Here is a 12,627-nt window from a genome sequence, read left to right on the forward strand (position 1 = left end):
GACGAGGTGTGCGGGCGCGGTTCAGACGGGAGCCCGCGCCCCGGCCGGGCTCCCGATCATGTGGCGGGTGCCGGGGCCGACCAGGCCGGACCAGGTCTCGGGGGCACCGGTCACCCAGCGGGCCATCAGGGTGGCGAAGCCCGGAACACGCCGGGCCAGGTCGACCAGGCCCCGGTCGAAGGCGGTGGCCCCGGCCGGTGATCGGACGAGGAGGAGGCCGACGCGGTGCACGAGTTCGCGGGTCGGCGCCTCCGCCCTGCGGTCGAGGCCGTCGCCCGCGGCCCTCAGCACGGTGTCGAGAACGGCCGGATCCCGCTCGTGCGCCAGCAGCAGATCGAGCAGTTCGCGCCGCAGCGGGGCCGACGCCTGCTCCCCCGGCGCCGCGAGGACCTGGGCGAGCGCGGTCCGCACCGGCCTGCCGCATGTCTCCAGCAGGCCGTTGACCAGCGGAAACAGTACCGCTTGGGGAGCCCTTCCGTGGTCGATGCGCCGGTCCAAGTCCGCGGCCACGCAGGCGGCGACCGCCGGGCACAGTTCCACGGTCTCCCGCACCAGGGCTGCGACCGGACGGGCCAGCGCGGGGGTGGTGACGTCGGCGAGGGCGTGCAGCAGTTCGGCGGTGTCGGGGCCGAGCCGCAGCAGTCGGTCGCGGAACGCGGCGAGCACCGGCTCCGGGTCGGTGGTGAGCGCGGCGGCCAGCGCGCCCGGCGGCAGCCGAGGGTCGCCGGCCGCGAAGCGGTCCAGGGCCTGCGGCAGACAGCGGGCACGCGTGAGCGGATCCCGTACGAGGATGCCGAGCGCTCCGCCGTGCAGAGCGCGGTCGGCGGGGCGGGCGAGCAGGGCGAGAGCGGCCTGACGCAGCATCTCCCGGTCGGCCGGGGTGGCGGCGAACGGTGCCGCCCGGAGTCCATGGGCGACCGCCGCCGCCCGCCGGGCCGGCCGTTCGTCCCGCGCCCACCGGTCGACCGCCCGGCACACGGCCGAGGGGTCCTCCTCGGCCAGCACGGCCAGCAGTTCGTCGCCCCGCGGATGCGCGCCGGCCATCAGGGCCTCGGTCAGATCGTCCGGGGCGCGCCGCCGGTGCGCGTACAGCAGTGCCTGCGCGGCCGTCGCCACGGTCGCGTCGGGTGTGGCGGAAAGGGGCCGTTCGTCGTCGAACCAGCGGGTGAGGTGGCGGTGCACGGCGATGGGGTCGGCGGCGAGGAGACGGGAGACGGTGTCGAGGTGGCGCGGGGCGGCGGGGACCTCGTCCGGGTGCGGGGGTTCGGCAGCCGGGGCCCGGCGGGGATCGGCTGCCACCAGGCGCCTGAGCAGGTCGAAGCGTTCCGTGTCCGGGACGGGCAGAGCCGCCCAGAACGCAGGACCGAGCTCGTCCGGTACGGCCCTGCCCTGCTGCCGCCACGCCACGATCCGCTCGGTGAGCAGCCGCAGCGCGCCGAGGTACGCGGTCGCGTCGGGCACGCGGAGCAGGACGGTGGTGAGCAGGCGGGTGGCCCACCAGAGGGAGTCGCCCGGCGGGCCGGCGGGCCGGCCGTCGTGGGCGGCACCGTACGGGGCCGTGAGCCGGTCCGGCGCTTCGGGGAGCAGATCGTCGATCGCGTGGACGAGGTCCTCGAGACGGAGGGTCAGTTCGGTGGAGGCCTGGTGACGGGCCAGCAGAAGCAGGGTCTCGACGACGGGACCGATCCTGTGCCGGGGGACGGGAAGGGTGTCCGAACCGGAAGCAGGAGCCCCGGAATCACGGGCTCCGGCCCCGGACGGGACGGACCGGTCACGGCGGGAGTCCCGGCGGCCGGGCGCCGTGGTCCGCGTGTGTCCGGAGCCGCTGTCGGGTGTGGCGCGCCCTCGGTGGACCAGGCTGTCCAGGGCCGCGTCCAAATCGAGGTGGGAGCCCTGGATCCAGTCGGCGAGCTCCTCGTGGGCGAAGCGGTAGCCGTCACCGGCGGGGACGAGGAGCCCCTCGGTGAGGACGGCGGACGCCCAGCCGGTGATGCCCGCGAGGCGTCCCCGGGCGGGCCCCCAGGGAAAGACGCTCTCGAAGGAGGCCCGGTCCAGGCGGCCCTGGCCGGGGCCCAGACAGCGCCGGGCGGCTTCGTGGACCTGGCCGGAGACACGGGCGGCGAGCCGGCGGACGGCGCTGCCGCGCAGTCCGTTGGCGTCGGCGAGCCGGACCGCGACGCGCAGGCACATCAGGTCGAGGTGGGCGGCGAACACGTCGTCGCGCCCGAGCTGTCCGGCCCGAAGGTCCACGGCCGCGGCCCGCACCTCGGAGAGCAGCCGCAGCACCAGCGGATGGCGCGCGTCGCCCGGTACGAGAACCCCTTCGGGGATCCCGCCCCCCGACCGCGCCCGTCGCCCTTCCTCCTCGCTCAGATCCCCGAGCGGCACGCAGGGGGACAGAAGACCGCGTGGGTGCCGCGCGGGAGAGTGCAGGAGGCCTGCCGGGAATTCCGCGCCGGCCCGTTCCCAGTACTCCCTGCGGCAGGCGATCACCAGCCGGGTGCCGGTTTCCGTCAGCCAGGCGGTCGTCTCCCCGGTCCAGTCGGGGAGGCGGTGGGCGAGCTCGGCGGGCATCTCCTCGGGGCCGTCGAGGAGGAGCAGGAGGGGACGGCCCGCCGCGCGTGCGGGGGCGGCCAGGCGGTCCGGGGCGATGTCGCCGAGTTCGCCGCCGTATCCCTCGGGGGGCAGGACGCTCGTCCCGGCCGGTGACCGCCGCGCGGCCGCCGTCCCGGTCGCTCCGGTGCTCCGCAGGGACGCGGCCACGATCCGCCCGGCACGCTCCAGGGCACGCGTCGCCGCGTCCGCGAGCGAGGTGTCGTCGGCGCGGAGATCGGCGCCGCGCAGCCACAGGGTGGGGGCCGGTTCGGGGCCGCCGAGGCGGCGGGAGGCGAGGGCGGCGAGCTCTGTCGTGCGGCCGCTGCCGGGCGGGCCGACGAGCCCGAGGACGACGGCCGGACCGCTCTCGAAGGCCGCGAACTCCTCGGTGACATCGGCCCGTTCGACGATTCCGGGGTATGTGCCCGCGGCGGCGGACGGCACCGGCCTGCGGGGTCCGTCCGAGCCCACCGAGGTCGCCGTGAGTTCGAGCGCGCCGGCGAGATTCAGATCGGCGCCGTACGCGGGCACGGTGGCCGCGTTGCGGGCCAGCAGTTCGGCGAGCGGACCCGCGGTGCCCCGCAGGGGGACGGCGAAGCCGGGTGCCCGACGGCCCGCCGGGGTCTCCCCTGGCGGGGTGCCGTCCGGGGTGCGGGCGAGCAGGGTGGTGCAGGCGACCGCCACCACCGCGCCGGTGCCGGCGTCGAGGACCGGCCCTCCGGCCGCTCCGCCGCCCGGCCTGAGCGCGTCCGCGCCCGCTGTGCCGATCGCCAACTCCATCGCGCCGCCCAGGAGATGGGCGCGGCCGGCGGTCGTGTACGTCACGGCGGTGGAGCCGAGCACACGCGCCTCGCGCCAGCCGCCCGCGGCGAGTCTGACGTACGTGCCGGTCGCGACGCGGTCCCGCACGGTGACGGGGAGCGGGACCAGGCCGAGACCGTCGGTGCGTACGAGAGCCAGACCGAGCTCGGGCAGGGGTGTGACGGCGTCGGCGCCCAGGACGCAGGTGCGGTCGCCGGGGGCGTGCAGGACGAGCCGGGTCAGTCCGTCGACGGCCTCGTGGCTGGTGATCACGGTGCCGTGGTGGTCGGCCGCGAAACCTGTGCCGCGCGGACGGCCGGCCGGGTCGCAGACGCGTACGAGAGCGTCGTCCCCCGTGTGTCCGGCGCCGTCCGCCGTCTCTTCGTTCCCGGTCCGCGGGCCTCGCCCCGCCATACTCGAACCTCCCCGCCGCGCTCCTGATCCGACGGTAGGGGCGAGATGATCAGCGGGACAGATCGTGCGGGAAAAGCGCCCCCTTCTACTCCCCCGGTTCACTCCGAGCGCCCGCCCGATGGGGTGAATACGGCAGGTCGGATGGATACACCTTGGGTGGGGGAACCGAGGGGGGACCGTTGAGCGGCGGGCACGAGACCCCGTGACCGCCGCTCCACGGGCGGGGTGTCCGCCCGGCCCCGCGCCCTGAAGGGGCGCGCGACGCTCAGGCGAAGACCGCCAGGCTCTTGGCCTTGCCCTTCTGCTCCTCGACCAGCGCGAGGAACTGCCCGTCGGGGTCGAAGACCGCGACGGTGCCCTTGCCCGCGTACTCGTCGGGCATCTCCAGCCGGACGCCGTTGAGCAGCAGCCGGGCCCGCTTGGAGTCCACGTCCCAGCGCGGGAACGCGGCCGCGGCCGCCTCCGCGATCGGCATCACCGTCAGCTCCTCCTGGAGCTGGTCGAGGGTGCGCGCGGAGTCCAGCTTGTACGGGCCGACGCGGGTGCGGCGCAGGGCGGTGAGGTGACCGCCGACGCCCAGGTCCGAGCCGAGGTCGCGGGCGATCGCCCGGATGTACGTCCCGGACGAGCAGACGACGGACACGACCAGGTCGAGCACCGGGGTGCCGTCCTCGGCGACCGCGTCACGGATGTCGTACACCGCGAACGACGAGATGGTCACCGGGCGGGCCGGGATCTCGAAGTCCTCGCCCTCGCGGGCCCTCTTGTACGAGCGCACGCCGTTGATCTTGATGGCGCTGACCTTGGACGGCACCTGCATGATGGCGCCGGTCAGCTTGGCGACCCCGGCGTCGATCGCGTCGCGCTTCACACCGGAGGCGTCCGTCGAGGTGATGATGTCGCCCTCGGCGTCGTCGGTCAGCGTGTTCTGGCCGAGCCGGATCGTACCGAGGTACTCCTTCTCGGTGAGCGCGAGGTGCCCGAGGAGCTTGGTGGCCTTCTCGACGCCGAGGACGAGCACACCCGTCGCCATGGGGTCGAGGGTGCCGGCGTGGCCGACCCGGCGGGTCCGGGCGATGCCGCGCATCTTGGCGACCACGTCGTGCGAGGTGAAGCCCGACGGCTTGTCGACAATGACAAGCCCGTCGGGCGTGTTGGGCTTCTGCGTCATTTAGCCGCGTCGCCCTCGTCGTTCTCGTCGTTCTCGTCGTCCTCGCCCGGCTTCTTGTACGGGTCCGCGTCACCCGCGAAGGCCGCGCCGGCCGAGACCTCGCGCACCGCCGCGTCCGAGGCCCGTGCCTTGTCGAGGAGGTCCTCGATCGTCTTGGCGGTGTCCGGCAGGGCGTCCGCGACGAACGTCAGCGTCGGCGTGAACTTCACGCCCGCCGCCGCGCCGACGGCCGAGCGGAGGACGCCCTTGGCGCTCTCCAGGCCTGCGGCCGCCTCGGCGCGCTGTTCGTCGTCCCCGTACACCGTGTAGAAGACGGTGGCCTCCCGGAGGTCCCCGGTGACCCGGGTGTCCGTGATGGTGACGTGCGTGCCGAGCCGCGGGTCCTTGATCCCGCGCTGCATCTTCTTGGCCACCACCTCTCGGATGAGGTCCGCCAGCCTCTTCGCCCGCGCGTTGTCGGCCACTGGTCCGTCTCCTTCTTCGCCTTGCGTGTTACGTCGGTCTTCGTCAGTCTTCGTCGCTGTGGAGCCTGCGTCGTACCGACAGCAGTTCCACCTCCGGTCGGGCCGCGACCAGCCGTTCGCACCGATCCAGTACGTCGGCCAGATGCGTGGTGTCCCCGGAGACCACCGCCAGGCCGATCTCGGCCCTGCGGTGAAGGTCCTGGTTGCCCGTCTCGGCGGCACTCACCGCGTACTTCCGCTGGAGTTCGGCGACGATCGGCCGGACGAGAGAGCGTTTCTCCTTGAGCGAGTGAACGTCGCCGAGGAGCAGATCGAAGGACAGCGTCCCCACATACATGTGTAACCGGATGTCCCGCCGGTACGGGGTAGACGGCCTGCCAAGGCACTTGGCAGGGACATCAGAACCGTACAACGAACCGCCGGCTCGCTCGACGGGGTTTCCGGGCCCGGGTCCTACGCCGGACGGGTGACCCGACGGGGTGCCCGGCCGTGGGGCCGGCCCGGGGCCGGTCACGCGATTCCCCGCGCCCCGGAGAGGGACGCGGGGAATCGCGTGTTCTCGCAAAAGCCAGGCCGGCCGGCGGTGACTGCTCACCGCCGGCCAGCCTGGGAACCGCTTTACGAGCGCGGCTTCTCGCGCATCTCGTACGTCGCGATGACGTCGTCGACCTTGATGTCGTTGAAGTTGCCGAGGTTGATACCGCCCTCGAACCCTTCGCGGATCTCGGTGACATCGTCCTTGAAGCGACGCAGCCCGGAGATGTTGAGGCTCTCCGCGATGACCTTGCCGTCGCGGATGAGGCGCGCCTTGGTGTTGCGCTTGACCTCGCCCGAACGGACCAGGACACCGGCGATGTTGCCCAGCTTGGACGACTTGAAGACCTCGCGGATCTCCGCCGTGCCGAGCTCGACCTCCTCGTACTCCGGCTTGAGCATGCCCTTGAGGGCCGCCTCGATCTCCTCGATGGCCTGGTAGATCACCGAGTAGTACCGGACGTCGACGCCCTCGCGCTCCGCCATCTGCGCCGCGCGGCCCGCAGCGCGGACGTTGAAGCCGATGACGATGGCGTCGGAGCCGGTCGCCAGGTTGATGTCGGACTCGGTGACCGCACCCACACCGCGGTGCAGGACACGGATGTCGACCTCTTCGCCGACGTCGAGCTGGAGCAGCGAGGACTCGAGAGCCTCCACCGAACCGGACGCGTCGCCCTTGATGATGAGGTTGAGTTCCTGCACCAGACCGGCCTTGAGGGCCTCGTCCAGGTTCTCCAGGGAGAACCGGACACCCCGGCGGGCGAAGTTGGCGTTGCGCTCACGCGCCGCGCGCTTCTCGGCGATCTGACGCGCCGTACGGTCCTCGTCGACAACCAGGAAGTTGTCGCCGGCACCCGGGACGTTGGTGAGACCCAGGACCAGGACGGGGGTCGACGGACCCGCTTCCTCGACGTTGTTGCCGTTGTCGTCGAGCATCGCCCGGACACGGCCGTACGCGTCGCCGACCACCATGGTGTCGCCGATGCGCAGCGTGCCACGCTGGACCAGGACCGTCGAAACGGCACCGCGGCCGCGGTCGAGGTGGGACTCGATCGCAATACCCTGCGCGTCCTGCTCCGGGTTGGCCCGCAGGTCGAGCGAGGCGTCCGCGGTCAGGACCACGGCCTCCAGCAGGCTCTCGATGTTGAGGCCCTGCTTGGCGGAGATGTCGACGAACATCGTGTCGCCGCCGTACTCCTCGGCCACCAGACCGAACTCGGTGAGCTGACCGCGCACCTTGGTCGGGTCCGCGCCCTCGACGTCGATCTTGTTGACCGCGACCACGATCGGCACGTCGGCCGCCTTGGCGTGGTTCAGCGCCTCGATCGTCTGGGGCATCACACCGTCGTTGGCCGCCACCACGAGGATCGCGATGTCGGTCGACTTGGCACCACGGGCACGCATGGCGGTGAACGCCTCGTGACCCGGGGTGTCGATGAAGGTGATCCTGCGCTCTTCACCGTTGACCTCGGTGGCCACCTGGTACGCACCGATGTGCTGGGTGATACCGCCGGCCTCGCCCGCGACGACGTTCGTCTTGCGGATGGTGTCGAGAAGGCGGGTCTTACCGTGGTCGACGTGACCCATGACGGTCACGACCGGCGGACGGACCACCAGGTCGTCCTCGTCGCCCTCGTCCTCGCCGAACTCGATGTCGAAGGACTCGAGCAGCTCGCGGTCCTCCTCCTCGGGGCTGACGATCTCGAGGACGAAGTTCATCTCGTCCGCGAGGAGCTTCAGCGTCTCGTCGGAGACGGACTGCGTGGCAGTGACCATCTCGCCGAGGTTCATCATCACGCCGACGAGCGACGCCGGGTTGGCGCCGATCTTCTCGGCGAAGTCGGTGAGGGACGCACCGCGCGACAGGCGGACGGACTGTCCGTTGCCGCGAGGCAGCATCACGCCGCCGACGGACGGGGCCTGCATGGCCTCGTACTCCTGGCGCCTCTGCCGCTTCGACTTGCGACCACGACGCGCCGGACCGCCGGGACGGCCGAACGCACCCTGTGTGCCACCACGGCCACCGGGACCACCCGGACGACCGCCGAAGCCGGGACGACCGCCGCCGCCACCACCGGGACCACCGGGACGACCGGCGAAACCGCCGCCACCGCCACCGGGACCCGCCGGACGACCGGCGAAACCGCCGCCGCCACCGGGACCGGCCGGACGACCGGCGAAGCCGCCGCCACCCGGACGACCGCCGCCGCCACCGGGACGACCGCCGCCGGCACCGGGACCACGGCCACCGGGGCCGCCACCGGGACGGGGGCTGCCCGCGGCCGGACGCTGAGGCATCATGCCGGGGTTCGGACGGTTACCGCCCGGACCGCCACCGGGACGCGGGGCCTGCGGACGGGGCATGCCGCCCGGAGCGGGACGGGCACCGCCCGGACCGCCCTGCGGACGCGGAGCGCCGCCGGGACCGCCCTGCGGACGGGGAGCACGGTCCTGGCCGCCTGCGCCCTGCGGACGCGGGCCGCCGGGGGCACCGGCGGCGCCACCGGGACGCGGGGCGCCGCCGGGACGGGGCGCCTGCGGGCGCGCCATGCCGGTGGAGCCACCAGAGGTGAACGGGTTGTTGCCCGGACGGGGACCGGCCGGACGGGCGCCCGGACGCGGGGCCTGGCCGGCGGGACGCGGAGCGCCCTGACGGTCGCCGCGCTCGGGACGGTCACCACGCTCGGGACGGTCACCACGGCCCTGGCCACCCTGGCCGGGACCACCGGCGGGACGGGCACCGGGACGCGGAGCCTGCTGCCCGGCGGGACGCGGGGCGCCCGGACGGGGACCCGCGGCGGGAGCCGCCGAGGAGGCCGCCGGAGCGGCCGGAGCCGACGGGGGCGCGGTGAACTCTGCCGCGACCGGAGCCGGAGCCGCCGGAGCGGGCTTCGGGGCCGGCTTGGGGCCGGGAGTCGGGCGCGGGCCCGGGGCAGCCGGAGTGACCGGGGCCGAAGCCGCGGGCGTCTCGGCCGACTTCGGGGCCGGCGGGCGCGGGGCGGCCGGACGGGCAGCCTGCGCCGGAGAGGGGGCGCCCGGCTTGGCCGGGGCAGCCTTGCGCGGGGCGGGCTTGCCGCCACCGTTGCCCTGCTGGAGGGCATCTGTCAGCTTGCGTACGACGGGGGCCTCGATCGTCGAGGACGCCGAACGGACGAATTCACCGAGTTCCTGGAGCTTGGCCATGACGACCTTGCTCTCTACACCGAACTCCTTGGCGAGTTCGTATACCCGGACCTTAGCCACTTCGCTCCTTTTAGGTCCGGGTCTGCGTCCGGACCGTCGCTACTTCATGGGCGTACTCATCGCGTGCTCATCGAGTGCTCATCGCAATCTCGACCTACTTCCAACTCGCGGAATACAGAGCCGCACGGGGGCCCCGTGCGACGCTTCTTACGGTGTTGCCTGCTCGACGTGAAGGCGCAACACCGTGGTGTCGAGCTGTCCCGGAGCGCGCAGCGCCCGCGGGATCGCCCGGCGGCGGACCGCCAGATCGAGACAGACCAGAACGGGATGCACGTACGCACCCCGGCCGGGCAGCGTACCGCGATGATCGGGGGCACATTCACCCTCGACCGCCACGATGCGCAGCAAGTCTCTCTTGGCCGCTCGCTCCCGGCACCCCACACAGGTGCGTTCAGGGCATGCGCGGGCTCGCGTCCGGCCAGACACTCTTAAGTCTACCTCCCCGTACCGACCTCACCCCTTTGGGGCATGAATCGAACGGTTGTTGTCGTGATGTAAGCGATCCGCGGCTCGGATCTATTCCCGCTCTATTCCCCGAGCCGCTCGCCGCACCGCCGGACCCCGCTACTCGCCGCGCTGCTCGGCGGGCTGCTCGGTGTCCGGACGGATGTCGATCCGCCAGCCGGTGAGGCGGGCGGCGAGGCGGGCGTTCTGGCCCTCCTTGCCGATCGCCAGCGACAGCTGGTAGTCGGGGACCGTCACGCGCGCCGAGCGGGCCGCGAGGTCGACGACCTCGACCTTGGAGACCCGGGCCGGGGAGAGCGCGTTCGCCACCATGTCGGCGGGGTCGTCCGACCAGTCGACGATGTCGATCTTCTCGCCGTTCAGCTCGGCCATGACGTTGCGCACCCGGCCGCCCATGGGGCCGATGCAGGCGCCCTTGGCGTTCAGGCCGCTGCGGTTGGACCGGACGGCGATCTTCGTACGGTGACCGGCCTCACGCGCGATGGCGGCGATCTCGACGGAACCGTCGGCGATCTCCGGCACCTCCAGCGCGAAGAGCTTCTTCACCAGGTTGGGGTGCGTACGGGAGAGGGTCACGGACGGACCGCGGACACCCTTGGCCACCCGTACGACGTACGAGCGCAGGCGCAGGCCGTGCTCGTAGTTCTCGCCGGGGACCTGCTCCTGCACCGGCAGGATGGCCTCCAGCTTGCCGATGTCGACCAGCACGTTCTTCGGGTCGCGGCCCTGCTGGACCACACCGGTGACGATGTCGCCCTCACGGCCCGCGTACTCGCCGAGGGTCGCGTCGTCCTCGGCGTCCCGCAGGCGCTGCAGGATGACCTGCTTGGCGGTGGTCGCCGCGATCCGGCCGAACCCCGAGGGGGTGTCGTCGAACTCGCGGGCCTCCTGCCCCTCCTCCAGGTCCTCGGGGTCCTCCTTCGCCCACACGGTCACATGGCCGGTCTCCCGGTCGAGTTTCACGCGCGCGCGCCGGCGGCTTCCCTCGGTGCGGTGGTAGGCGATGAGGAGGGCCGACTCGATCGCCTCGACCAGCAGGTCGAAGGAGATCTCCTTCTCCCGCACCAGACCCCGCAGGGCACTCATGTCGATGTCCACGGCTACGCCTCCTCTTCCTTCTTGTCCTTGCGGCTGAACTCGACCTGGACGCGGGCCTTGACGATGTCCCCGAAGGCGAGCCGCCTGGCGCTGGGCTTGCGCCCCTTCACGCCCGGCACCTCGACATCGAGACCGTCGTCCTCGACCAGCAGGATCCTGGCGAGCAGTTCGCCGTCCTCCGCCAGCTGGAACTTCACCAGCCGGTCGGTGGCGCGTACGTAGTGGCGGTGCTCCTTGAGCTCGCGCTCGGCACCGGGGGTTCCGACCTCGAGGGTGTACTCACCCGAACCCATCGCATCGGTCTCGTCGAGCTTCGCCGAGAGCACGCGGCTCACATCGGCGATCGCGTCCAGGTCGGCGCCCTCGTCCGAGTCGACGACGACGCGCAGCACACGCTTGCGGCCTACCGACTCCACTTCGATCTCTTCGAGATCGAGTCCCTGGGAGGTCACGAGCGGATCCAGGAGTTCTCGAAGCCTCTCGCTCTGGGTCGTGCTCATCCGGGTGACTCCTCGGCCGCGTGTGCTGTTGTGGGTTGGTCGCGTGTCAGCTCAAAGGGTATCCGGTCGCGGGGGGTGTTGCCGTCCACCGGGCGGGTGCGCCCGCCCGGACGGACCCCGGCGGGACTGCGTCGAACGGGGCCGGAGACAGTTGGAGGAGAGCCGCTGGGCCGTGATCGGCCGTTGCGCGGGTACCGTGATCACGGGCAGTTCGCCCATACATTCGTACGAGCCCTCCGAGGACGTCTGCCGTGTCGTTCCCTCTGCCGTCGCGCACCCTGTCGGGTCCGCGCCGAAGGACCCTGCTCGCGGCCGCCGCGGGTGCCTTCGCGCTCGCGGGCTGTTCCGCTCCCGAGCCGTCCGGCGACACGACGGGCGGCAGCCCCTCGGCCGCGGACCGGGCGCGCACGCGTGCGGCCCGCGACAGCATGACCCTCTCCGACCGGTACACCTCCGTGATCGCCGCGCATCCGCAGCTGGCGGAGCGGCTCGGCCCGCTGCGGGCGGAGGTCCTGCGGCACGCGACAGCGTTCGGGGGCGGGAGCGCGGGGGCCACGGCGTCGCCGTCGGGGTCCGCTTCCGGATCGGGGAAGGCGTCCCCGACCGAGTCTCCGTCCGCGTCCTCGTCGGCCTCGGCGTCCGGGTCGGCGTCCGCCTCGGGTTCGGCCTCGGCCTCGGCCGGTGCCTCCCCCGGTGCGGCGGCCCGGCCCAAGGACGCGCTCGCCGAGCTCGCCGCCGCCGAACTGGCCCTCGCGGACGACCGGACCCAGGCCCTGGTGAACGTCCCCGGCGAGCTCGCCCGGCTGCTCGCCTCCGTGGCGGCGGCCGGAGCGGCCCACGCGTTCCTGCTGACGAAGGCGGCGAAGTGAGCAAGCGGAACAAGACCGAGGAAGCGGAGCTCAAGGCCCTCCAGGCCGCGCTGGGCGCCGAACACGCGGCCGTCTACGGCTACGGCGTCGTGGGCGCCCGGATCGGCGCGGCCCGGCAGCCGGACGCCCGGTCGGCGTACGACGCCCACCGGGCACGACGCGACGAACTGGCCCGGGCGGTGAAGGACATGGGCGGCTCGCCCGAGGCCGCCTCGGCCGCCTACATGCTGCCGTTCCCGGTGACGGACACCGCCGCCGCCATACGGTTCGCGGCCGAGCTGGAGGAGCGGGTCGCCGACGTTTACTCCGACCTCGTCCGCGCCGCCACGGGCGACCTGCGGCGCACGGCGGCCGGCGCGCTGCGCGAGGCCGCGGTGCGCGCGGTGCGCTGGAGCGGCGAGAGCGTAGCCTTCCCTGGGCTCGCCGAGCGGGCGGGCGCCCCGTCCGCCACGGCGCCCTCACCGACGTAACGC

General features: G+C 73.1%; 10 protein-coding genes. 2 read left to right on the plus strand and 8 right to left on the minus strand.

Annotated features, from left to right (window positions below):
* Positions 1-21 precede the first annotated feature (21 nt).
* The 8 genes from ABZV42_RS24530 to rimP all read right to left on the minus strand — a co-directional run bounded on the left by ABZV42_RS24530 (position 22) and on the right by rimP (position 11,285).
* Positions 22-3,810: a serine protease gene (locus ABZV42_RS24530; protein WP_356053584.1), complete on the minus strand. Its 3,789-nt coding sequence runs from the start codon at positions 3,808-3,810 to the stop codon at positions 22-24.
* A gap of 265 nt (positions 3,811-4,075) precedes the next feature.
* The gene (truB, locus tag ABZV42_RS24535) at positions 4,076-4,981 is read right to left on the minus strand and encodes a tRNA pseudouridine(55) synthase TruB (protein ID WP_355989078.1); all 906 of its coding nucleotides are present in this window, start codon (positions 4,979-4,981) and stop codon (positions 4,076-4,078) included.
* On the minus strand, positions 4,978-5,445 hold the full coding sequence (gene rbfA / locus ABZV42_RS24540) for a 30S ribosome-binding factor RbfA (protein WP_356053585.1): 468 nt from the start codon (positions 5,443-5,445) through the stop codon (positions 4,978-4,980). Before rbfA ends, truB begins: the two co-directional genes overlap by 4 nt.
* A 43-nt stretch (positions 5,446-5,488) precedes the next feature.
* Positions 5,489-5,782 carry a DUF503 domain-containing protein gene (locus ABZV42_RS24545; RefSeq protein ID WP_355989084.1) on the minus strand — a complete coding sequence of 98 codons (294 nt, stop codon included), beginning with the start codon at positions 5,780-5,782 and terminating at the stop codon, positions 5,489-5,491.
* A 281-nt stretch (positions 5,783-6,063) separates the two neighbouring features.
* On the minus strand, positions 6,064-9,222 hold the full coding sequence (gene infB, locus ABZV42_RS24550; RefSeq protein WP_356053586.1) for a translation initiation factor IF-2: 3,159 nt from the start codon (positions 9,220-9,222) through the stop codon (positions 6,064-6,066).
* A 147-nt stretch (positions 9,223-9,369) separates the two neighbouring features.
* Complete coding sequence (locus ABZV42_RS24555) at positions 9,370-9,648, minus strand: YlxR family protein (protein ID WP_356053587.1); 279 nt, start codon at positions 9,646-9,648, stop codon at positions 9,370-9,372.
* Positions 9,649-9,786: 138 nt separating this feature from the next.
* Positions 9,787-10,785, minus strand: coding sequence for a transcription termination factor NusA (nusA, locus tag ABZV42_RS24560; protein ID WP_355765230.1), 999 nt, complete (start codon positions 10,783-10,785; stop codon positions 9,787-9,789).
* A 2-nt stretch (positions 10,786-10,787) separates the two neighbouring features.
* The gene (rimP, locus tag ABZV42_RS24565) at positions 10,788-11,285 is read right to left on the minus strand and encodes a ribosome maturation factor RimP (RefSeq protein ID WP_356053588.1); all 498 of its coding nucleotides are present in this window, start codon (positions 11,283-11,285) and stop codon (positions 10,788-10,790) included.
* Between the two features lie 251 nt (positions 11,286-11,536).
* Between rimP and ABZV42_RS24570 the strand changes: the two genes are divergently transcribed.
* Positions 11,537-12,154, plus strand: coding sequence for a hypothetical protein (locus tag ABZV42_RS24570; protein ID WP_356053589.1), 618 nt, complete (start codon positions 11,537-11,539; stop codon positions 12,152-12,154).
* Positions 12,151-12,624: a ferritin-like domain-containing protein gene (locus tag ABZV42_RS24575; RefSeq protein ID WP_355989097.1), complete on the plus strand. Its 474-nt coding sequence runs from the start codon at positions 12,151-12,153 to the stop codon at positions 12,622-12,624. The genes ABZV42_RS24570 and ABZV42_RS24575 overlap by 4 nt, the downstream gene beginning before the upstream one ends.
* Positions 12,625-12,627: the final 3 nt, after the last annotated feature.

The sequence above is a fragment of the Streptomyces sp. NPDC005281 genome, assembly GCF_040607495.1.
Lineage (GTDB): Bacteria > Actinomycetota > Actinomycetes > Streptomycetales > Streptomycetaceae > Streptomyces.